The 20,237-nt window shown below is 68.2% G+C and carries 23 protein-coding genes; 10 read left to right on the forward strand and 13 right to left on the reverse strand.

The window, feature by feature from the left end; all coding sequences use genetic code 11:
* The first annotated feature begins 65 nt into the window (after positions 1-65).
* From HLH25_RS03310 to hpf, 6 genes are all read left to right on the forward strand, one after another.
* Complete coding sequence (locus tag HLH25_RS03310; RefSeq protein ID WP_182972718.1) at positions 66-1,115, forward strand: KpsF/GutQ family sugar-phosphate isomerase; 1,050 nt, start codon at positions 66-68, stop codon at positions 1,113-1,115.
* Positions 1,112-1,885 (forward strand): LPS export ABC transporter periplasmic protein LptC, encoded by a 774-nt coding sequence (lptC, locus tag HLH25_RS03315; protein WP_182972719.1) that lies wholly within the window; start codon positions 1,112-1,114, stop codon positions 1,883-1,885. Before HLH25_RS03310 ends, lptC begins: the two co-directional genes overlap by 4 nt.
* Complete coding sequence (locus HLH25_RS03320; RefSeq protein WP_182972720.1) at positions 1,882-2,853, forward strand: LptA/OstA family protein; 972 nt, start codon at positions 1,882-1,884, stop codon at positions 2,851-2,853. Before lptC ends, HLH25_RS03320 begins: the two co-directional genes overlap by 4 nt.
* Positions 2,853-3,644 (forward strand): LPS export ABC transporter ATP-binding protein, encoded by a 792-nt coding sequence (gene lptB, locus HLH25_RS03325; protein ID WP_114727799.1) that lies wholly within the window; start codon positions 2,853-2,855, stop codon positions 3,642-3,644. Before HLH25_RS03320 ends, lptB begins: the two co-directional genes overlap by 1 nt.
* A gap of 9 nt (positions 3,645-3,653) precedes the next feature.
* The gene (gene rpoN / locus HLH25_RS03330; RefSeq protein WP_182972721.1) at positions 3,654-5,024 is read left to right on the forward strand and encodes an RNA polymerase factor sigma-54; all 1,371 of its coding nucleotides are present in this window, start codon (positions 3,654-3,656) and stop codon (positions 5,022-5,024) included.
* A gap of 87 nt (positions 5,025-5,111) precedes the next feature.
* Positions 5,112-5,699: a ribosome hibernation-promoting factor, HPF/YfiA family gene (gene hpf / locus HLH25_RS03335; RefSeq protein WP_182972722.1), complete on the forward strand. Its 588-nt coding sequence runs from the start codon at positions 5,112-5,114 to the stop codon at positions 5,697-5,699.
* A 73-nt stretch (positions 5,700-5,772) separates the two neighbouring features.
* Here the strand turns inward: hpf and HLH25_RS03340 are convergent, their stop codons facing one another.
* Entirely contained in the window at positions 5,773-6,036 is a 264-nt protein-coding gene (locus HLH25_RS03340) for a DUF1150 family protein (protein WP_182972723.1), read from the reverse strand.
* A gap of 132 nt (positions 6,037-6,168) precedes the next feature.
* Positions 6,169-6,657, reverse strand: a complete 489-nt coding sequence (locus tag HLH25_RS03345; RefSeq protein WP_182972724.1) for an Hsp20 family protein — start codon at positions 6,655-6,657, stop codon at positions 6,169-6,171.
* 176 nt (positions 6,658-6,833) lie between these two features.
* On the opposite strand from HLH25_RS03345, the gene def reads away from it, so the two are divergent.
* The 3 genes from def to truA are packed head-to-tail and all read left to right on the forward strand — an operon-like array spanning position 6,834 to position 9,113.
* Positions 6,834-7,373, forward strand: a complete 540-nt coding sequence (gene def, locus HLH25_RS03350) for a peptide deformylase (RefSeq protein WP_182972725.1) — start codon at positions 6,834-6,836, stop codon at positions 7,371-7,373.
* Between the two features lie 16 nt (positions 7,374-7,389).
* A complete protein-coding gene (gene fmt, locus HLH25_RS03355) occupies positions 7,390-8,307 on the forward strand; it encodes a methionyl-tRNA formyltransferase (protein WP_182972726.1) in 918 nt (305 codons plus the stop codon).
* Complete coding sequence (truA, locus tag HLH25_RS03360; RefSeq protein WP_182972727.1) at positions 8,304-9,113, forward strand: tRNA pseudouridine(38-40) synthase TruA; 810 nt, start codon at positions 8,304-8,306, stop codon at positions 9,111-9,113. The genes fmt and truA overlap by 4 nt, the downstream gene beginning before the upstream one ends.
* Positions 9,114-9,167: 54 nt before the next feature.
* On the opposite strand, the gene HLH25_RS03365 is transcribed toward truA, so the two are convergent.
* The 9 genes from HLH25_RS03365 to rpmH all read right to left on the reverse strand — a co-directional run bounded on the left by HLH25_RS03365 (position 9,168) and on the right by rpmH (position 16,270).
* Positions 9,168-9,806: a hypothetical protein gene (locus HLH25_RS03365; RefSeq protein WP_182972728.1), complete on the reverse strand. Its 639-nt coding sequence runs from the start codon at positions 9,804-9,806 to the stop codon at positions 9,168-9,170.
* Positions 9,803-10,948 (reverse strand): succinyl-diaminopimelate desuccinylase, encoded by a 1,146-nt coding sequence (gene dapE / locus HLH25_RS03370; protein ID WP_182972871.1) that lies wholly within the window; start codon positions 10,946-10,948, stop codon positions 9,803-9,805. Before dapE ends, HLH25_RS03365 begins: the two co-directional genes overlap by 4 nt.
* Positions 10,949-10,959: 11 nt before the next feature.
* On the reverse strand, positions 10,960-11,805 hold the full coding sequence (gene dapD, locus HLH25_RS03375) for a 2,3,4,5-tetrahydropyridine-2,6-dicarboxylate N-succinyltransferase (RefSeq protein WP_182972729.1): 846 nt from the start codon (positions 11,803-11,805) through the stop codon (positions 10,960-10,962).
* A 139-nt stretch (positions 11,806-11,944) separates the two neighbouring features.
* Positions 11,945-12,874 (reverse strand): acetylglutamate kinase, encoded by a 930-nt coding sequence (argB, locus tag HLH25_RS03380; RefSeq protein ID WP_182972730.1) that lies wholly within the window; start codon positions 12,872-12,874, stop codon positions 11,945-11,947.
* Positions 12,875-12,902: 28 nt separating this feature from the next.
* Positions 12,903-13,589, reverse strand: a complete 687-nt coding sequence (gene yihA, locus HLH25_RS03385; protein ID WP_182972731.1) for a ribosome biogenesis GTP-binding protein YihA/YsxC — start codon at positions 13,587-13,589, stop codon at positions 12,903-12,905.
* A 10-nt stretch (positions 13,590-13,599) separates the two neighbouring features.
* Complete coding sequence (gene yidC, locus HLH25_RS03390) at positions 13,600-15,381, reverse strand: membrane protein insertase YidC (protein WP_182972732.1); 1,782 nt, start codon at positions 15,379-15,381, stop codon at positions 13,600-13,602.
* On the reverse strand, positions 15,381-15,707 hold the full coding sequence (yidD, locus tag HLH25_RS03395) for a membrane protein insertion efficiency factor YidD (RefSeq protein ID WP_182972733.1): 327 nt from the start codon (positions 15,705-15,707) through the stop codon (positions 15,381-15,383). Before yidD ends, yidC begins: the two co-directional genes overlap by 1 nt.
* Complete coding sequence (rnpA, locus tag HLH25_RS03400; protein WP_182972734.1) at positions 15,704-16,057, reverse strand: ribonuclease P protein component; 354 nt, start codon at positions 16,055-16,057, stop codon at positions 15,704-15,706. Before rnpA ends, yidD begins: the two co-directional genes overlap by 4 nt.
* A 78-nt stretch (positions 16,058-16,135) precedes the next feature.
* Entirely contained in the window at positions 16,136-16,270 is a 135-nt protein-coding gene (gene rpmH, locus HLH25_RS03405; protein ID WP_114727814.1) for a 50S ribosomal protein L34, read from the reverse strand.
* Positions 16,271-16,411: 141 nt separating this feature from the next.
* Between rpmH and HLH25_RS03410 the strand changes: the two genes are divergently transcribed.
* Positions 16,412-16,678 carry a hypothetical protein gene (locus HLH25_RS03410; RefSeq protein WP_220791682.1) on the forward strand — a complete coding sequence of 89 codons (267 nt, stop codon included), beginning with the start codon at positions 16,412-16,414 and terminating at the stop codon, positions 16,676-16,678.
* A gap of 222 nt (positions 16,679-16,900) precedes the next feature.
* Here the strand turns inward: HLH25_RS03410 and HLH25_RS03415 are convergent, their stop codons facing one another.
* A complete protein-coding gene (locus HLH25_RS03415) occupies positions 16,901-17,089 on the reverse strand; it encodes a hypothetical protein (protein WP_182972735.1) in 189 nt (62 codons plus the stop codon).
* A 241-nt stretch (positions 17,090-17,330) separates the two neighbouring features.
* Positions 17,331-20,213 carry an aminomethyl-transferring glycine dehydrogenase gene (gcvP, locus tag HLH25_RS03420; RefSeq protein ID WP_182972736.1) on the reverse strand — a complete coding sequence of 961 codons (2,883 nt, stop codon included), beginning with the start codon at positions 20,211-20,213 and terminating at the stop codon, positions 17,331-17,333.
* Between the last annotated feature and the right edge of the window lie 24 nt (positions 20,214-20,237).

The raw sequence follows: 20,237 nt of genomic DNA on the forward strand, positions 1-20,237 counted from the left end.
CTTTCCCCCGCGCGCTCCATCGTTCCGTTTGACCTGGACCGCCGCCATGGCAATACACCTCTGGCATGACCCAATCCGCCCCTCCCATCGGTAGTGCTTCCGATTCCGGCCAGTCCGACGCGGACATCGCGGCCGCGTGCCGGGTGCTGGCGCGCGAGACCGACGGGCTGATGCAGATGGCGGCCGCCCTGCGCGCGCCCGCGCGCGACGGCGACGAGACGCCGCCCCTGGGCGAGACATTCACGCGGACGATCGCGGCCTTCTCCACCCTGGCCGGGCGCGTCGTCGTTACCGGTATCGGCAAGTCCGGGCAGATCGGCCGCAAGATCCAGTCCACGTTGGCCTCCACGGGCACGCCATCGGTCTTCGTCCACCCGTCGGAAGCCTCGCACGGCGACCTGGGGATGCTCCAGCCGGGCGATGCGGTGCTGGCCCTGTCCAATTCGGGCGAAACGGCGGAACTGGCCGACATCGTGGCGCATACGCGGCGCTACGGGCTGCTGCTGGTGGCGATCACGACACGCATCGAATCCACGCTGGCGCGCGCCGCCGACATCCCCCTCATCATCCCCGATGCGCCGGAAGCCTGCCCGATGGGCCTGGCCCCCACTACCTCGTCGATGATGCAACTGGCGCTGGGCGATGCCCTGGCGGTGGTCCTGCTGGAGCGGCGGGGATTCTCCGCGACCGAGTTCAGCATCTTTCATCCCGGCGGGCGGCTGGGCACCCGGCTGCGCCGCGTCGCCGACCTGATGCATCGCGGCGGCATCATGCCGCTGGGCACGCCGGACACCTCGCTGCGCCAGGTCATCATGGAAATGACGCGCAAGGCGTTCGGCTGCATGGGCGTGGTCGGCGCCGACGGCAGGCTGTGCGGGCTGATCACCGACGGCGATCTGCGCCGCGTCCTGGACCGCGACCTGGACCGTACCCGCGCGGCGGAGATCATGAACACCGAGCCCCTGACCACCGGGCCGGACGTGCTGGCGGCCGAGGCGCTGCGGCTGATGAACGCGCGCGCCCGCCCGATCACCAGCCTGTTCGTGCTGGATGGCGACAGGGTGCCGGTCGGCATCCTCCATGTTCATGACCTGCTGCGCGCGGGCGTGGCATGAGTGCGCCCCCGCCCTCCGACGGCAAAGGCCCGCCCCGGCGCGAGGATTTCGCGCGCTCCGCCGATCAGGTCGCGCGGCAGCGGTCGGCGCTGCGCCAGGATACGTCCCGGCTGCGGCGGGTGCTCCGGCCCGACGACATCGCCCGGCGCCAGCGTCTGGTCCGCTGGGCCAAATGGGCCTTGCCGGCGACGGCCCTGCTGCTGCTGGGGTCGATCGCGGTGTGGCCGGCCGTGGACCGGCTGATCAACATGCAGCGCGGCGCCCTGCGCGAGATGGAAAACCTGCGCGTGTCCAGCGGCAGCATGCTCGGCGCCGTCTATCGGGGACTGGACGAGCACGACCGGCCATTCATGATCACCGCCGACCAGGCCCAGCAGATCGGGCCGGACCGCATCAACCTGACCCGCCCGGCCGCCGACACCCAGACCCAGGGCGGGGACTGGATGATGGTCAGCGCGGCCCAGGGCGTGTATCTGCAACGGGAACAGGTACTGGATCTGACGCAGGACGTATCGCTCTACCGCGAGGACGGCGTGATCATGACCGGGGTCACCGCCGATATGGATCTCAGGCAGGGCATCATCGCCTCCGACCAGTGGGTGCATGCCGAAGGCCCGTTCGGCATGCTGGACGCGCAGGGCTTCCTGCTGTCGCAGCATGATGGGGTCGCCCAGTTCCGTGGTCCGGGGCGGCTGATCCTGAACGATGACGCCCATGCCGGCCCCGCGCCGGCCCCTCCCCAAGCCTCCCAGACGGAGCCCAGTCGATGACCGCCCCCGCAAAGGTCGCCTCCGCGTTCCTGTTCCTCGGCGCCTCGGCGTTCCTTCTTCCCATGGGCCTTCCTATGGGCGGCGCGCGCGCCCAGGCCATCGACCTGTCGCATGGCGGCCAGATCAACGTCACGGCGGCCGGCGGATTCGACTGGGACCAGAAGACCCAGACCGTTACCGCCTATGACAAGGCGCAGGCCACCAGAGGCAACGTCACCGTGACCGCCGACCGGCTGATCGCCTTCTACCGCAAGAAGGCCGCGACCGGCGCGGCCGCCCCTGCCCAGCCCGCGGCCCAGCCCGCCGCCGATGGCGCGCAGGGCATGGAGGCCGGATCGGGCGCCAATGAGGTCTATCGTCTCAACGCGCTGGGGCATGTCCATATCTTCACCGATACCGATCAGGCGTGGGGCGACAAGGCGGTCTACGACATCGACCAGGCGGTCATGGTCCTGACCGGCAAGGGGCTGAAACTGACCACCCCGCAGGATGTCCTGACGGCCCGGGATTCGATGGAATATTATTCCCAGACCCGGATGTCGGTCGGCAGGGGCGATGCCACGGTCACCACCAATGACGGGCGGCAGATCCGGGCCGATGTGCTGGTCGGCTACAGCGCGCCGAACCAGCCGGCGGCGCAACCTGCCTCCCCGCAACCCGCCGGGCATGGCTCGGAGCCATTGACCGGTTCGGGGAAGCTGGAAAAAGTGAACGCATTCGGCCATGTGTTCGTCCGCACGCAGACCGAGACCGTGACCGGCGACCGTGGCGTCTACGTTCCCGACACGGGAATCGCGCGGATTGTCGGCAACGTGCATATCACGCGGGGCCAGAACCAGATCAGCGGAGCGGCGGCAATCGTGAACATGCGCACCGGAATCGCCACGATGACCGAACGGCCGGGCGGACGGGTCAGCGGCCTGATCGTCCCCAACGAGGCCAATCCCCCTCCTGCCGGAACCCACTGATGAACGACATCCCCTACGCCCTGTCCGACGAGGCGAAAAATGCCGCCGGGGCTTCCTTCGGCAGCGCCCTCAGCGGATTGATCGCCAACGGCATCGGCAAGAGCTACAAGAAGCGCCCCGTCGTCCGGAACGTCTCGATCCAGGTCAATCGCGGCGAGGCCGTCGGCCTCCTGGGACCCAACGGCGCGGGCAAGACCACCAGCTTCTACATGATCGTGGGGCTGGTCCAGCCCGACAGCGGCTCGATCACCCTGGACGGCACCGACATCACGCGCCTGCCGATGTATCGCCGTGCCCGCCTGGGCATCGGCTACCTGCCGCAGGAAGCCAGCATCTTCCGGGGCCTGAATGTCGAGCAGAACATCATGGCGGCGCTGGAAGTCGTGGAGTCCGATCCCGACCGGCGCGAGGAAATGCTGACCGGCCTGCTGGGCGAGTTCGGGATTTCTCACCTGCGCCGTTCGCCTTCGCTGGCGCTCTCGGGCGGCGAGCGGCGGCGGCTGGAAATCGCCCGCGCCCTGGCCAGCCAGCCGCATTACATCCTGCTCGACGAACCCCTGGCCGGCATCGACCCGATCGCGGTGGGTGAAATCCGCGATCTGGTCTCGCACCTCAAGGATCGCGGGATCGGCGTGCTGATCACCGACCACAATGTCCGCGAGACGCTGGAAGTGATCGACCGCGCCTATATCATGCATAGCGGCCAGGTACTGATGGAAGGCCGCCCCGAGGAGATCGTCGCCAACGAGGACGTGCGGCGCGTCTATCTTGGAGAAAATTTTTCCCTCTGACCGGCCGTCATGACGATCGGACCCAAGCTTGCCCTCCGGCAGGCCCAATCCCTGGTCATGACGCCGCAGTTGCGGCAGGCGATCCTGCTGCTGCAACTCTCCAATCTCGACGCCTGGTCCGTGGTCGAGCAGGAGATGGAGCGCAACCCCCTGCTGGAGCGCCCCGAGCCGGCCGACGTGCCATTGCCGGCCTTCGAGGGCATACCGCGCCAACCCGTTCTGCCCACGCTCGGCGCGTCCCGGACTCCGGGCACATGGCACGATTCGCAGGATGGGTTGGCCGGCCCCGCCCCCCCGCTGCACGAACGGCTGGCGGAGCAGGTGCGGCTGTCACCCTTCGATGCCGACGAGCGGCGGATCGCCGCCCACCTGATCACCCTGCTGGATGCCGACGGCCGGCTGGCCACGCCTTCCGCTGATATCGCCCAGGCGCTCGGCTTCGCCCCCCAGGGCACCGGAGCGGCGCGGGTCGAGCGGGTGCGCCTGGCCATGATGCAGTTCGACCCGACCGGCCTGTTCGCCCACGATCTGGGCGAGTGCCTGGCCGCGCAACTGCGCGAGCGCGACCGGCTGGACCCGGCGATGGCCATGCTGCTGCGGCACCTGGACCTGCTGGCCCGGCGCGACCTGCGCCGGCTGCGCACCCTGTGCGGCGTCGATCAGGACGATCTGACGGCCATGATCGCGGAAATCCGCGCCCTGTCGCCCCGCCCGGCGCTGGATGCGACGGCACCCGAAGCCTGCATCATCGTACCGGACATCCTGATGCTGCCGGCGGCGGACGATGACTGGATCATCGAACTCAATCCCGACACCATGCCGCGCGTGGTGGTCAATTCGGCCCTGACCCTGCGCACCACGCTGCGGGCCGCCGACCGGCCCTTCCTGACCGAACGCCTGGCCAGCGCCAACTGGCTGGTCCGCGCGCTTCAGCAGCGGGCCGAAACCATCATCCGCGTGGCCACCGCCATCATGCGCCGCCAGAGCGAGTTCCTGGCCCATGGGGTCAGTCACCTGCGGCCGCTGGTGCTCCGCGATATCGCCGAGGCGGTCGGGCTGCATGAAAGCACCGTGAGCCGGGTGACGGCGAACAAATACATCGCCACCCCACGCGGCCTGTTCGAACTGAAATATTTCTTCACCACCGCCATCGCTGGGCGCACGGGCAGCGGCGACCATAGCGCCGAGGCCGTGCGGCACCGGATCAAGGCCCTGATTTCACGGGAATCCGATCGGGACATCCTCTCCGACGATGCAATTGTGAACGAATTAAGAAAGGAAGGAATAGACATCTCTCGCCGAACCGTGGCCAAATACCGCGATGCGCTGAGGATACCCAATTCGGCGCAGAGAAAACGGGAAAAGGCTTTCGAAGCCTGACGCCATGCCCGGTGGAACGCGCATTATGGACCGCCGGCACGGTTCCGTCCGGTTTCGGACGCTCCTCTATGCAAGGGGTGATGTCACATGCAGATCAATGTCGCTGGCAAACAGATCGACCTCTCCGACGCCCTGAAAAACCGTGTTACGGGCCATCTCGACCGGCTTGCCGACAAATATTTCGATCGCGCCCTGGAAGCCCAGGTCACCTTCAGCCGCGCGCGGTCCTTCTTTACCTGTGATATCAATCTTCACGCCGCGCGGGGCCTGACCCTGCGGGGCGAGGGCGAGGGCACGGATGCCCATGGCGCCTTCGACGATGCCGCCGAACACATGGCCCGCCGCCTGCGCCGCTATCGCGAGCGGGTCAACGACCATATCCGCACCCTGCCCCGCCGCAAATCACCGGAAATGGGACGCAGCTACATCCTCCGCCCCTCTGACGATTCCGGGCTGGCGGCGGACGGCGCGGCGCAGGATTCCGGCGCCCACGCCACCATCATTGCCGAACGCCCGTCGGAAATCGCCACGCTGAGCGTCAGCGAGGCGGTGATGCGCCTCGATCTGGCGGCCTCTACCCTGCTGATGTTCCGCAACAGCATCAGCGAGCAGATCAACGTGATCTATCGCCGGCAGGACGGCAATATCGGCTGGCTGGACCCTTCCCCCGGCTGACGCCGGGGGCAACCCCGCTGCCGGGACGATCGGGAATCGTCCCGCCAGCGGACGGTGCGGCAGGGGGAGCGGCTCAGTGCAGCAGGGCGGGCACCATCTCGTGTTGCAGGATCGCCTCCACGGCCGTCTGCTGGTCCTCGGTCAGGGCCATCGGGGTTCCGTCCGCCGCGTGGATGGCGAACGCGTCTTCTCCCTCGATGATCACGGGCTTGATGTAGGCGACCCGCGAAACCCCGAGTGCCCGCATCTGGATATCCGTCAGATGACGCACATCGGCGGCGATCGGCGTATGGTCGGCCTGAAGCACGACCTGCCCGTTCTGTGTCGTAATTCTCATGATCCGATCCTCCGTAAGGACGATTCCCCATCATGCGGCGATCGTCCCGTTGGCCAGCGCGCCCGTCATGTCATTGTTCGCGGGCTGCCGGCCATGTCGATAGCTGGAGATCATTCACGGCCCGTGGGCCGCTCAATCGTCCTCAAGCGCCCGCACGACACGCTGTGGGCGGGCCTTCGGCAGGTCGATCTCGGTCGGTGCGCCGCCCGAACGGCCCTGCGTGATCTCGATCAGCTTCACGCGGACTTCCGGCTGCGGCCTTACCAGATCGATATGGAGCAGGCCGTTATCAAGCCACGCCCCGCTGACCTCGATCCCCTCGGCCAGCACGAACGCCTTCTGGAACTGCCGGGCGGCAATGCCCCGATGCAGGAAAACGCGCCCCTGCGTGTCGTCGGTCTGCCGTCCACGGATGACGAGCTGATTGTCTTCCTGCGTGATTTGCAGATCGTCCATCACGAACCCCGCGACCGCCAGCGAGATCCGGAGCGACGTGGCGTTCAGTTGCTCGATATTATATGGGGGATAGCCATCGGCCGCCCCTTTCGACGCACGTTCCAACATCTGTTCCAGATGGTCAAACCCCAGAAACATGGGGGATCCAAAAAGTCTACCCGACATCAAGGCCTCCTCAACCGAGCGAGACGATCACGCGGACCCGCCTTCGGCGCCCGCGTCGTCATGATATGGGACGCCCGGCCCGTTCCGCAAGACCGCGTGGGAACGCCGCGCCGCCATGCCGCCTGACGCGCGCGTTCCCACTGGCGCGCGCGCGCCAGGATCGCTACATCGCCCCTATGATCAGTCACGACGAAATCGCCGCCGCCACGCCCATGCCGATCCTGGTGGCCCCGCAGGCCATCCTGCGCCAGAAGACCCGCCTGGTCCGGCCCGAGGACGAGCCGATGCTGCGCGATGCCCTGCCCCGCATGTTCGCCGCGATGTACGCGGCGCCGGGCATCGGTCTGGCCGCCCCGCAGGTCGGCATGGGCCTGCGCTTCGCCATCGTCGATCTGGGCGAGGAGCGGCAGCGCGAACCGCTGGTCCTGATCAATCCCGAAGTGATCGCGGAATCGGAGACCCTCGTCTCACGCGAGGAAGGGTGCCTGTCGCTGCCCAACCAGTATGCCGAGGTCGTCCGCCCCCAGCAGGTGCGCGTCCGCTACCGTAGCCTGGACGGTACCGAGCAGGAGATGGAGGCCGACGATCTGCTGGCCACCTGCATCCAGCACGAGATCGACCATCTGGAGGGCATCCTCTTCGTCGATCATCTCTCCACGCTCAAGCGCAACATGATCATGCGGCGCCTGGCCAAGGAACAGCGCCAGAAACGATAAAGGCTGGAGACCCGTCATGCGCCTGGCCTTCATGGGTACCCCCGATTTCGCGGTGCCCGCCCTGCTCGCCCTCCACGCGGCGGGGCACGAGATCGCCGCCGTCTACAGCCAGCCGCCCCGGCCGGCCGGGCGCGGCCAGTCGGTCCGCCTGTCGCCCGTCCATCAGGCCGCCGAGACGCTCGGCCTGCCGGTGCGCACACCCGCGCGCCTGCGGACCAACGCGGACGAGCACGCCGCCTTCCGCGACCTGAACCTCGATGCCGCCGTGGTCGCCGCCTATGGGCTGATCCTGCCGGCGGCGATGCTTGATGCCCCGCGCCTGGGCTGCCTGAACATCCATGCCAGCCTGCTGCCGCGCTGGCGTGGCGCGGCCCCGATCCAGGCCGCGATCCTGGCCGGCGACAGCGAGAGCGGCGTCACCATCATGCGGATGGACGAAGGGCTGGATACCGGCGCGATGCTGCTGTCCGACCAGGTGGCGCTGACACCGGCCACCACCGCCACCACGCTGCATGACGCGCTCGCCGCCATGGGCGCCCGCCTGATCGTGACGACCCTGAACCAGCCGGTCGGCCCCGGCCAGCCCCAGCCGGAACAGGGCGTTACCTACGCCGGCCGCCTGACGCGCGAGGACGGGCGCATCGACTGGTCGCGCGACGCCGCCGCGCTGGACCGGCAGATCCGGGCGCTGACCCCCTGGCCCGGCACCTTTACCACCTTGGACGGGCAGGTTCTGAAGATCGGCGGTGCCGCCCTTGTTTCAGCCCCCCGTTCCGCGCCGCCGGGGACCATTCTCGACGACGCGCTGACCGTGGCCTGCGGACAGGGTGCCCTCCGCGTCACGCGCATTCAGCGGCCCGGTCGCGGCATGATGGATGCCGGTTCGTTCCTGCGTGGCCAACCGGTACCGGCCGGGACGGTCCTGGGCTCGTGACCGCCGACGCGGGCACCGCGCCAGAACCGGCCGTGGAACGCTGGGCCGTCCGGATTGAATATGACGGCCGCCCCTTCGTCGGCTGGCAGCGCCAGATCACCGGCCTGTCCGTGCAGCAGGTGCTGGAAGAGGCGGCGGGCCGTCTGGCGGCTGGCCGGCCCGTCACCAGCATCACCGCCGGCCGCACCGATGCCGGCGTGCATGCGACCGGTCAGGTCGCGCATCTGGATTTCCCCATGGGTACCGGACTGACGGGGTCGAAGGTCCGTGACGCGCTGAATTTCCATATGAAGCCCCACCCGGTCGCCATCCTTCAGGCCATGCCGGTCGATAGCGCATGGAACGCCCGGTTTTCCGCCAACCGCCGATTCTATCGCTACCGGATCGTGAACCGGCGCGGCCGGCTGGCGCTCGACGACGGCCGTGTCTGGCTGGTCAAGCGCGCCCTCGACATCGACGCGATGAACGAGGCGGCGCGGCATCTTCTGGGCCGCCACGATTTCACGTCCTTCCGTGCCAGCGCCTGCCAGGCCAAAAGCCCGCTGCGCACGCTGGACCGGCTGGCGGTGATGCGCCACGGCGAAGAGATCACGATCGAAGCCGACGCGCGTTCCTTCCTGCACCATCAGGTCCGCAACATGGTGGGTACGCTGAAACTGGTGGGCGAAGGCACCTGGGCACCCGAGCGCGTCGGCGAGGCCCTGCGCGCCTGCGACCGCCGCGCCGCCGGCCCCACGGCGCCGCCGGACGGGCTGTACCTGACCGGTGTCGGCTACGATCCCGACCCCTTCAGCGTGGCGTGCTGATCGCTCCGGCCCGCGCCGCCGGGGATCTTTCCCCGGCCGCCCGCGACATGCGGCCTATCGGCCGCCGTGCGCCGACGGCAGCGCCAGAAAATCCTGCCACGGCGCATAATGCGGCGGCAGCACGGACGAGATCCCGCTCAGCGCCATGATGGCGGCGGCGATCGCCAGGACCACCAGCAGCGCCCGCCATGCCCCCAGCGCCAGCCCCACCCGCGCGACGAACCAGGTGAGCCAGAGATTATAGGCGAATATGACCCCGTTCAGCAGCAGCGCCGAATGCATCATGCTCACCCCGGCGGGCATGAGGCCGGCGATCACCCCGACCGCCGCGAGCATCACGAACAGCACCAGCCAGTCGCACCACAGGGCCGCCGCCATGTAGCGCGGCCACAGGGCCTCGCGCCCCCACAGGCGCGCCAGCTGGTGGGTCAGGACCACCGGCGTCAGAACCAGGCACAGCGAGAACACGATCTTGGCGGCGCTCAGCATCGTCGGTGCCTGCGCCAGCGTCAGCACACCGCCGACCAGCCACAGGGCGACGCGGGGCGCCAGCGCCGCGAGCACGGCATCGGGGGTGGTGCCGAAACAGCTCATGCCGTCACGCCGGCCACGGCCCAGCAGCATCATGCCCCGGAAGATGCCCCCAGCGGAGCCGGGCATCGGTCGGGGCGGTGCGCCGCGTCCCTGCGTCATCCCATCAGCCTTTCGATAAACGCCGCGTAGATATCGGTCAGCGTCCGCAGGTCGGTGACGGACACATTTTCGTTCGCCTTGTGCATGCTGGCGCCCACCAGGCCAAATTCGGCGACCGGGCAATAGCGGCTGATGAAGCGCGCATCCGACGTGCCCCCACCCGTATCCAGCCGGGGCTGGTGCCCCGTCACGTCCTGCACGGCCTCGACCAGTTGGCCCAGTTGTGGTGTGGGCGGGGTCAGGAACGATTCACCGCTGACACGGATGTCGATCTCCGCCCCCGGCGCACGCGCCCGGACGGTCTCGGTGATCCACCGTGCCAGGTCCTTGCCCGTGTGCAGGTCGTTGAAGCGGATGTTCAGCCGGGCCGTTGCCCTGGCCGGAATGACGTTGGTGGCCGTGTTGCCCACATCGACGCTGGTGACCTGCACGCTCGACGGCTCGAACCATTCCGACCCCTTGTCCAGCGGATGGGCCGTCAGGTCCGACAGGATCGCCATCAGACGGTGGATCGGGTTGTCGGCCCGCTGCGGGTAGGCGACGTGCCCCTGGATGCCATGGACGACGATGCGCGCGTTCAGGCTGCCGCGCCGCCCGATCTTGACCACATCGCCCATATGCTCGGGGTTCGTCGGCTCGCCGACGATGCAGAAATCGGGGATCTGGCCATTGGCCGCCATCCATTCCAGCACCTTCACGGTGCCGTAGGTGGCGGGGCCTTCCTCATCGCCGGTAATCAGCAGGCTGATCGAGCCGTTCAGCGGCCTGCCGCCCCCCAGGTGCCGCGCCACCGCGCTGACGAAGGCGGCGATCCCGCCCTTCATGTCGCAGGCGCCGCGTCCGTACAGCACGTCGCCCCGCACGGCGGCGTCGAACGGCCCCGTGGTCCAGCCCTCGTCGCCCGGCGGCACTACGTCGGTATGGCCGGCGAAGCAGAGATGCGGCCCCTCCATGCCCAGCCGGGCGAACAGGTTGGCCGTGCGCTCCGCCCCCTCGCCGAACGGCAGGTCGACGACATCGAACCCCAGCCGGCGCAGCACGTCGCCCAGCACGCCGATCGCCCCGCCGCGATCGGGCGTGATGGACGGCGCGCGGATCAGTTCCTGCGCCAGATGCAGCGCATCGACCAGTTCCGGCTCCATGACGGGGCCGGTCAATCGCGCAGCAATTCGTTGATCGAGGTCTTGGCGCGCGTGCGCTCGTCCACGCGCTTGACGATCACGGCGCAGGCCAGCGACGGCAGCGGCGCGCCATCCGGCCCGGTCGGCTGGCGCGGCGGCAGCGTGCCGGGCACCACGACCGAGTAGGCCGGCACACGGCCCACGAACACCTCGCCCGTCGCCCGATCGACGATCTTGGTCGAGGCGCCGAGAAACACGCCCATCGACAGGACGCTTCCCCGCTCCACGATCACGCCCTCGGCCACTTCCGACCGCGCGCCGATGAAGCAGTCGTCCTCGATGATCACGGGCGCGGCCTGCAACGGCTCCAGCACGCCGCCGATGCCCACGCCGCCGCTGATGTGGCAGTTGCGCCCGATCTGGGCGCAGCTTCCGATCGTGACCCACGTATCGACCATCGTGCCGCTTTCGACGCGCGCGCCGGCATTGACGAAGCTGGGCATGAGCACCACGCCGGGCGCGACATAGGCCGAACGCCGGACGATCGCGCCGGGCACGGCACGGAATCCGGCCTCGGCAAAGCGCGCCGGGTCCCAGTCCGCGAACTTCAGCGGCACCTTGTCGTAGAACGGCGCGGGAGCGCCCGGCATCACCGCGCTGTCATTCAGCCGGAACGACAGCAGCACCGCCTTCTTGAGCCATTCATTGACCACCCAGCCGGAATCGGACGGGGCGGCGACGCGCAGCGTGCCGGCATCCAGCCCGGCCAGCGCCTGCTCGACCGCCGCGCGGTCGGCACCCGTCGTCGCGGAGGACAGGGTATCGCGCCGTTCCCACACCGCCTCGATATGGGTCCGAAGGGCGTGTTCGTCGTTCATATTCCTGCAATCCTCTGTCCGCGCCGGCCCGGCCGGCGCCCATTTTCGCCATGTGTTTCGCTATGTGGCGGGACCATGCGAAGGATGCCCCCTCGTGTCAACGCATCTTGCGATGCGTCGCCACCGGCCCCGCCTTGCCTTACTCGCCGCGGATCAGCGTACCCGGGCCGGCCTCGGTGAACAGTTCCAGCAGGCAGGCATGCGGCACCCGCCCGTCGAGGATCACCGCCGCCCTGGCACCGGCACGCACCGCTTCCAGGCAGGTTTCCACCTTCGGGATCATGCCGCCGCTGATCATGCCGCTGGCGATGCCGCGCCGTGCTTCCTCGGCCGTCAGTTCGGGGATCAGGTCGCCGTTTTCGTCCAGCACGCCGGGCACGTCGGTCAGCATCAGCAACCGCGTGGCATGCACGGCACCGGCGATCGCGCCGGCCGCCGTGTCGGCGTTGATATTGTAGGTCTCGCCCTTCTCGCCGATGCCCACGGGGGCCACGACCGGAATCAGCCCCGACCCCGACAACGCATAGAGCACGCGGGGGTCGATGCGCACCGGCTCGCCCACGAAGCCCAAATCCAGCACCTGCTCGATCTGGCTGTCGGCATCGCGCACCGTGCGGCGCAGGCGGCGCGCGGTGATCAGCCCGCCATCCTTGCCCGAAATGCCCACGGCCAGCGCCCCGGCCTGATTGATCAGCCCGGCGACCTGCTTGTTGACCTTGCCCGCCAGGACCATCTCGATCACATCGACCATCGCCGCGTCGGTCACGCGCAGGCCGTCGACGAAGGTCGAGGGAATCTGCAACCGGTTGAGCATGGCGCTGATCTGCGGGCCGCCCCCATGGACCACCACGGGATTGACCCCGACCAGCTTCAGCAGCGCGATGTCATGTCCGAAGGCGTTGGACAGGGAATCGTCCACCATGGCGTGGCCGCCATATTTGACCACGATCGTATCGCCGGCATAGCGACGCAGGAACGGCAGCGCCTGGGCCAGCACGGCGGCGCGCTCCTGGGCGTCCTTCATCGTCTGGACGATATCGCCGGTAGTCTCGCTTGTCGGTTGGCTCATCGGGTCGTGCCCTGTCTTGTGCTCGTGATCAGGATGAAACCGTTTCGTCCGCCGGCGGCAGGGCCAGACTGGCCAGCCCGGCCCGCAGTTCGGGTATGCCCAGTCCGCTCTCGCTGCTGGTCAGCAATATCTCCGGATAGGCCGCGGGATGCTGGCGCGCCAGATCGGCCACCTGGGCGCGCTTGGCCTCCAGCGGGCCGGGCTTGAGCGCATCGCACTTGGTCAGGACGATCTCGAACGTCACGGCGGCACGGTCCAGCAGGGTCATGATCTCGCGATCCGACGCCTTGATCTCGATCCGCGAATCCAGCAGCAGGATGACGCGCTGAAGCGTCGGCCGTCCGCGCAGATACGCGAACATCATGCCCTGCCAGTCTTCCTTCACGTCCTTCGCGGCCTTGGCGTAGCCATAGCCCGGCATGTCCACCAGCGTCAGCCGGTCGCCGAGGTTGAAGAAATTGAGCTGCTTGGTGCGCCCCGGCTCGGACGAGGCGCGCGCCAGCGCCTTGCGCCCGGTCAGGGCGTTGATCAGGCTGGACTTGCCGACATTCGACCGGCCGGCGAACGCGATTTCCGGCACGGTGATCGGCGGAAGCTGCTCCAGCTTCTGTGCCCCGAAGAAAAAATCGCACGGCCCGGCAAACAGCAGCCGCCCCGCTTCGCGCAGGCGCTCCTGCTCCTCGGGCGAGGGCGCGGGGGTGACGAACTCCGACATCAGACCAACCTTATTTCCGCTTCGCCGGCTTTTGCGCGGGCGCAGGCACGGGTGCGGCCGGCCGGGTCGCGCCCTGGATACGACGCTGGATGACCATCTGCTGCGCCATCGTCAGCAGGTTGTTCCAGCAATAATAGATGACCAGGCCAGCCGGCTGACGCGCCATGAAGAAGGTGAACAGCACCGGCATCACCTGGAACACGCGCTGCTGCGCGGGGTCCATCGGTGCCGGGTTCAGCTTCTGTTGCAGGAACATCGTCACCCCGAACAGGATCGGCCACACGCCCAGTTGCAGGTAGGGCGACAGCACGTTCGGGTCCCACGGGATCAGGCCGAAGAGATTGAACAGATTGGTCAGGTCCGGTGCGGACAGATCGTGAATCCAGCCGAAGAACGGCGCATGCCGCATTTCGATGGTGATGTACAGATCCTTGTACAGGCTCCAGAACACCGGAATCTGCACGATCATCGGCAGGCAGCCGGCGGCCGGATTGACGCCTTCGGTCTTGTACAGCGCCATCATGTGCTGGTTCATCGCCATCTGGTCGCCCTTGTACCGCTCGCGGATCTCCTGCACCTTGGGCTGGAGCTTGCGCATCCGGGCCATGGAGCGGAACTGCCGCGTCGCCAGCGGGAAGAAGAGCGCCTTGACCAGCAGCGTGAAGGCCATCAGCGCCAGGCCGAAATTGCCCAGCAACGTGTTCAGGTAATCGAGCACATAGAAGATCGGCCGCGTCAGGAACGCGAACCAGCCGAAATCGACGGCCTTCCAGAAATCGGGGATATGCAGGCTGGACTGATACTGCTCCAGCAGGTTGACTTCCTTGGCGCCGGCGAACACATGGCTGGCCGTCGAGGCCGTCGCACCCGCCCCGACCACGGTCGGCGTCTGCGCGATGAAGCCGACCTGATAGACGCCCGCGCCGCCATTGGCCTGATAGCCATAGCTGCCGGTCACCGGCACGCCCTGCTGGGGCACCACGGCGGTCAGCCAGTATTTGTCGGTAATGCCGGCCCATCCGCCCTGCCCGGCCTTGGTCCAGGACGTGTTGCCCGGCGGTGTCGCGCCGGTGCGCAGGCTCTTGTAGCTGCTTTCGTCCAGCCGGCCGTCAACGACCGAAATCGGCCCTTCATGCACCAGATACCCGCCGGTTTCCTCGGGCGTGTAGGCGCGGTTGACGCGGGCGAACGGGTAGAGCGACACCGGCTGGGCCGAATGGTTCACGATCCGCTGCTCGATCGCGAACATGTAGTGCGCGTCGATGCCGACGACGATCTGGAAGGTTACGCCTTCGCCATTGTCCCACGACAGCGTGACCGGGTGGTCGGCCGTCAGCTTCGGCGCGTCGGCGGTCCAGACGGTGGTGGCGTCGGGCACGCGCACCTGGCCGCCGGCCAGGTTCATCCAGCCGATCTCGACGTAATTGGGCTGCGGGTCGTGCGCGGCTTCGAGGATGCGCACCAGCGGGCTGCCGGCGGCCACCGTCTCGTGATAGTCGCGCAGCACCATGTCATCCAGCCGCGCGCCCAGCAGGTCGATCGACCCGCGCACGGCCGGGGCGTCGATCTCCAGCCGCGTTTCCGCCTGCGGCGAGGCCACCGAAACCGGCTGCGAACTCACGCCCGCGACAGGGGCCGCCGGACGGCGCGCGTCGGACGGCGGCGTCTGCCGGTTGGTCTGCGCAGCCTGCTGCGCGACCTCCTGATGGGTCTGCTTCGGCATGAAATATTCGAAGCCAACCAGGACCATGGCGGAAAGCAACGTCGCCACGATTAAGCGCTTGGTATCCATCAGCGACCGGCCAGACTCTCGTTATCTGTGGGAAGAACAGCGGGGGAAGAACTGCGGGGGGAAGGACAGCAGGAGGCATGCGCCTGCTGTCGGGTGGGCACGGGATCGTATCCGCCGATATTCCACGGATTGCAACGCAAGATCCGCCAACCGGCCAGAATTGCGCCCCGCAACGGGCCATATGTACGGATCGCGTCCTGCGCATATTCGCTGCACGAGGGCACGAAACGGCAATTCGGCCCCAGAAGCGGGCTGACGAACCGCTGATAGACGCGAATCGCCCCGACCAGAGTCCAGACCGTCGCGGCCCGGACCGGACGGATCATTCCGCCCCCCGCACGCCGGCCTTGCGCAAGGCCCGCCGCAGGTCTTCGACCAGGGCGGAGAACGCGCGCCCGCGCGTCCCGTCACGGCCGATCACGACCAGATCGACACCCGTCAATTGCTGCTCGCGCGTGACGACGATCCGCACGGCTTCGCGCAGGCGGCGGCGCGTGCGATTGCGAATGACGGCGTTGCCGACTTTCTTCGTTACGGTGAACCCGACCCGTGCCGGATCGGCATCGTCACGGCCCAATGCCTGGAGCACCAGCCCAGGGCACGGCACCTTGCGCCCCTTGGATGCAATCCGGAGGAACTCGGCACGCTTCTTGAGACGGACGGAACGGTCGGCCACTCTTCGCAGCCCCCTCTAACGCGCTATCCGGACCCGGATCGGAAGAACCGGGCCCTGAACGCGACCAGACCTGACGGATCAGGCGGACAGGCGCTTGCGGCCCTTGGAACGGCGATTGGCGATGACCCGACGGCCACCGACGGTTTCCATACGGGCGCGGAAGCCGTGACGGCGCTTGCGGACCAGCTTGGACGGTTGATACGTGCGCTTCACGACGCGACTCCCCGATTGACAAGAATAAACGCGACGCGGCTATATCCACGACGCGCCGGAGCAGCCCGAAGGCCGCCTGACCTGAGGCGCGCCTTATACGTCCCGTTTCCCCGCGCGTCAACGTGCAAGAAAAGAGCCTCCATGCAAGGCCCAGACCCGCTTCCGGACGACAATCATTCCGCCCCTGCCCTCGGCACCGGCCCCTCGGACACCCAGGCCGATTCGGTGCCCGCCCCGGCATCGCGCGCCAAGGTGCTGCACGATATACGCGGCCAGTTGTCGCCGGCCATGCTCGCCGCCGACCGGCTGAGCCTGCACGCCGACCCCAAGGTGCGCGAACTGGCCGACCAGATCGTCCGGTCCATAGAACAGGCCGCCCTGCGCCTGAAAGACATCCCCCGATCCTGACCACCCAGGCCGGCGACCGAGCAGGCGGGTGCCTCCATCCAGCGCGCGCCGGCGCGCGCTGGAACGGGCCGCCCTTGCCTGCCTCGGCGGCCCGGTTCGTGGCCGGAGACGCGGGCTGGTGAGCGAGCGCGCAGCGCAGCGCCCGGCGCGTGGTCCGGGCACGAAGCGCCGGGAACGCGCGCCGGATCGCCGCCAGCGCCCGTCTCCGGCCGCAAATCCGGTTCAGAACATCGAGAAGTAGAGCACGACCATGTCGATGAGGAACGCGCTGAGCAGACCGCAGCAGATCAGCCCGACCACCATCCGGTCACGCGCATCGATCCATGCCGGATCGTCATGATGCAGGGCAACCGTGTGCCATGCGCCGTTCGCGAAAGACCGTTTCGGTCCCGCCATACCGATATGGAACATATGAGCCTCCCCCGGACCGTCCCTTCTTCTCTGCCGCGCGCGGCGGCGGGTTCGTCCGGATGCATCATGACCATGGACCCTGACGGGCCGGCTGCCAAAGGCGATTCGGGGTCAGTCGCAATCTCTTGAAACAAAATGCCCGTTGCCCGGCGCCAGACGCACGGCAGCCGGGCCAGGCCCGGCGCCGCACGCATGACACGCCGGTGGAACGGCGCGCCGCGTCAGGTCAGGCGAGGTCGGGTCAGGCCGCGCCTTCCTCGGCATAGACCGAGATGTCGGGGCAGGAGCAGACCAGGTTGCGGTCGCCATAGGCGTTATCCAGCCGGTTGACCGGCGACCAGTATTTCGACTCCGGCACCACATCGCCCGGCAGGCAGCCCAGCCGCCGGTCATAGGCGCGGTCCCACTCCGGATCGGTCAGGTCGCGCACCGTATGCGGCGCATGGCGCAGCGGGCTCTGCTCGGCCGTCATCCGGCCCTGCTCGATCTCGCGGATCTCGTCGCGGATCGCGATCATCGCATCGCAGAACCGGTCCAGTTCCACCCGGCCCTCGGACTCGGTCGGTTCGATCATGAAGGTGCCGGCCACGGGGAAGCTGACCGTCGGCGCGTGGAACCCGTGGTCGATCAGCCTCTTGGCGATATCGTCCACCGTCACCCCGACCGTATCGCGGATCGGGCGCAGGTCGACGATGCATTCATGCGCCACCCGGCCGTTGGTCCCGCGATACAGCACCGGGTAATGGCCTTCCAGACGGGCCGCGATATAGTTGGAATTCAGGATCGCGACCTCGGTGGCGCGGCGCAGCCCGGCGTCGCCCATCAGCATCATGTAGGTCCAGGAAATCGGCAGCACCGCCGCCGAGCCGAACGGCGCGGCCGAAACCGCGTTCGCCCCGCCATCCTGCGGCGCGCCGGGCAGGAACGGCGCCAGATGCGCGCCCACCCCGATCGGCCCCATGCCCGGCCCGCCGCCGCCATGCGGAATGCAGAAGGTCTTGTGCAGGTTGAAATGGCTGACATCGGCGCCGTAGGCACCGGGGCGCGACAGCCCGACCTGCGCGTTCATGTTCGCGCCGTCGAGATAGACCTGCCCGCCGGCCGCGTGCACGAGGTCGCAGATCTCGACCACCGATTCCTCGAACACGCCGTGCGTCGACGGATAGGTGATCATGATCGCCGCCAGACGGTCGGCATTCTGCGCGATCTTCACCTTCAGGTCGGCGATGTCCACATTGCCCTGGTCGTCGCAGGCCACGACCACCACCCGCATCCCCGCCATCTGGGCCGAGGCCGGGTTGGTGCCGTGGGCCGACGCCGGAATCAGGCAGACATCGCGCCCTTCGTCGCCCCGCGAACGGTGATAGGCGCGAATGGCCAGCAGACCGGCATATTCCCCCTGCGCCCCGGAATTGGGCTGGAGCGAGACCGCGTCGTAGCCGCTGACATCCCTGAGCATCCGCTCCAGGTCGCGGAACAGTTCGGCATAGCCCTGCTGCTGTTCCTCGGGCGCGAAAGGATGGATGTCGCAGAACCCCGGCCAGGTGATCGGCATCATCTCGACCGTCGCGTTCAGCTTCATGGTGCATGACCCCAGCGGGATCATCGTGCGATCCAGCGCCAGGTCGCGGTCGGACAGGCGGCGCAGGTAGCGCAGCATGTCGGTCTCGGACCGGTGGGCATGGAACACCGGATGGGTCATGAACGTGCCCTGGCGCAGCAGGGCCGGCGGCAGCAGGCTGTCCGGCGCCGACAGCGTCTGCTCCATCGCCGCCAGACGCTGGGCGTCGGGGCAGAAGCAGCGCCACACGGCGCGGACGATCTCTGGCGTCGTCGTCTCGTCCAGGCTGATCCCGACACGGTCCTCGTCGATCGCGCGCAGGTTCATGCCCGCGTCCTCGGCACGGGCGCGGACCAGCATGGCGGTGCCGCCGGTCGCGACCGTAATCGTGTCGAAAAACGCATCCGTCTCGACGCGCACCGACAGCGCGCGCAGCCCCGCCGCCAGGATCGCCGTCAGGCGATGCACCCGCTGCGCGATCGCCGTCAGACCCTCTGGGCCGTGATAGACCGCATACATCGCGGAAATGACCGCCGGCAGCACCTGCGCGGTGCAGATGTTCGAGGTCGCCTTCTCGCGGCGGATATGCTGTTCGCGCGTCTGCAACGCCAGACGATAGGCCGGCTCGCCCCGGCTATCGACCGAGACGCCCACCAGACGGCCCGGCATGTTGCGCTTGTAGGCGTCGCGCACGGCCATATACGCCGCATGCGGCCCACCGGCCCCCATCGGCATGCCGTAACGCTGCATCGAGCCCACCGCGATATCGGCCCCCAGCGCGCCCGGCGATTCCAGCACCGTCAGCGCCAGCGGGTCGGCCGCCATCGCCACCACGGCCTGTGCCGCGTGCAGTTTTTCGATCCACGCGCGCGGATCGCGCACCTGCCCCGACGAACCGGGATATTGCAACAGCGCACCGAACACCGCGCCGGGGTCCAGGTCGCGCTCGGGGTCGCCGACCACGATCCGCCAGCCCATCGGCTCGGCGCGCGTGCGCAGCACCGCCAGCGTCTGCGGATGGCAGTCGGCATCGACGAAGAACCCCTCGGCCTTCGATTTCGCCACCCGGCGCGCCAGGGCCATCGCCTCGGCCGCCGCCGTCGCCTCGTCCAGCAGCGAGGCATTGGCCACGTCCAGCCCGGTCAGGTCGCGCACCATGGTCTGGAAGTTCAGCAGTGCCTCAAGACGCCCCTGGCTGATTTCCGGCTGATACGGCGTATAGGCCGTGTACCAGGCCGGGTTTTCCAGCACGTTGCGCTGGATGACGCCCGGCAGCACCGTGTTGTAATAGCCCTGCCCGATCAGGGAGGTCATCACCCGGTTGCGGCCGGCGATCGTGCGCAGGCGCGCCAGCGCCTCGGGCTCGGACAGGCCGGCCCCCAGCCCCATCGCGCCACGCAGGCGGATGGACGCCGGCACTGTCTGTTCCATCAGTTCGTCGAGCGAGCCCGCGCCCACGACCTCCAGCATGGCGGCGACATCCCGCGCCCCCGGCCCGACATGGCGGGCACAGAAAGCATCGGCGGCGGGCTGCGTGCCCTGCCAGAGAGAAGTGGAGGTCACGATCAATATTCTCCGCGACAGAAA

Source organism: Gluconacetobacter dulcium, from assembly GCF_014174165.1.
GTDB lineage: Bacteria > Pseudomonadota > Alphaproteobacteria > Acetobacterales > Acetobacteraceae > Gluconacetobacter > Gluconacetobacter dulcium.

What these genes read in the sequence shown, in the direction of transcription:
- rpoN (WP_182972721.1), top strand. Translation starts at nt 3,654, where the DNA reads ATGACGATCGGACCCAAGCTTGCCCTCCGGCAGGCCCAATCCCTGGTC.
- HLH25_RS03415 (WP_182972735.1), bottom strand. Translation starts at nt 17,089, where the DNA reads ATGTTCCATATCGGTATGGCGGGACCGAAACGGTCTTTCGCGAACGGC.
- yihA (WP_182972731.1), bottom strand. Translation starts at nt 13,589, where the DNA reads ATGTCGGAGTTCGTCACCCCCGCGCCCTCGCCCGAGGAGCAGGAGCGC.
- HLH25_RS03340 (WP_182972723.1), bottom strand. Translation starts at nt 6,036, where the DNA reads ATGAGAATTACGACACAGAACGGGCAGGTCGTGCTTCAGGCCGACCAT.
- argB (WP_182972730.1), bottom strand. Translation starts at nt 12,874, where the DNA reads ATGAGCCAACCGACAAGCGAGACTACCGGCGATATCGTCCAGACGATG.
- HLH25_RS03320 (WP_182972720.1), top strand. Translation starts at nt 1,882, where the DNA reads ATGACCGCCCCCGCAAAGGTCGCCTCCGCGTTCCTGTTCCTCGGCGCC.
- HLH25_RS03365 (WP_182972728.1), bottom strand. Translation starts at nt 9,806, where the DNA reads ATGACGCAGGGACGCGGCGCACCGCCCCGACCGATGCCCGGCTCCGCT.
- dapE (WP_182972871.1), bottom strand. Translation starts at nt 10,948, where the DNA reads ATGGAGCCGGAACTGGTCGATGCGCTGCATCTGGCGCAGGAACTGATC.
- dapD (WP_182972729.1), bottom strand. Translation starts at nt 11,805, where the DNA reads ATGAACGACGAACACGCCCTTCGGACCCATATCGAGGCGGTGTGGGAA.
- lptC (WP_182972719.1), top strand. Translation starts at nt 1,112, where the DNA reads ATGAGTGCGCCCCCGCCCTCCGACGGCAAAGGCCCGCCCCGGCGCGAG.
- yidD (WP_182972733.1), bottom strand. Translation starts at nt 15,707, where the DNA reads ATGATCCGTCCGGTCCGGGCCGCGACGGTCTGGACTCTGGTCGGGGCG.
- def (WP_182972725.1), top strand. Translation starts at nt 6,834, where the DNA reads ATGATCAGTCACGACGAAATCGCCGCCGCCACGCCCATGCCGATCCTG.
- HLH25_RS03310 (WP_182972718.1), top strand. Translation starts at nt 66, where the DNA reads ATGACCCAATCCGCCCCTCCCATCGGTAGTGCTTCCGATTCCGGCCAG.
- HLH25_RS03410 (WP_220791682.1), top strand. Translation starts at nt 16,412, where the DNA reads ATGCAAGGCCCAGACCCGCTTCCGGACGACAATCATTCCGCCCCTGCC.
- hpf (WP_182972722.1), top strand. Translation starts at nt 5,112, where the DNA reads ATGCAGATCAATGTCGCTGGCAAACAGATCGACCTCTCCGACGCCCTG.
- lptB (WP_114727799.1), top strand. Translation starts at nt 2,853, where the DNA reads ATGAACGACATCCCCTACGCCCTGTCCGACGAGGCGAAAAATGCCGCC.
- yidC (WP_182972732.1), bottom strand. Translation starts at nt 15,381, where the DNA reads ATGGATACCAAGCGCTTAATCGTGGCGACGTTGCTTTCCGCCATGGTC.
- fmt (WP_182972726.1), top strand. Translation starts at nt 7,390, where the DNA reads ATGCGCCTGGCCTTCATGGGTACCCCCGATTTCGCGGTGCCCGCCCTG.
- HLH25_RS03345 (WP_182972724.1), bottom strand. Translation starts at nt 6,657, where the DNA reads ATGTCGGGTAGACTTTTTGGATCCCCCATGTTTCTGGGGTTTGACCAT.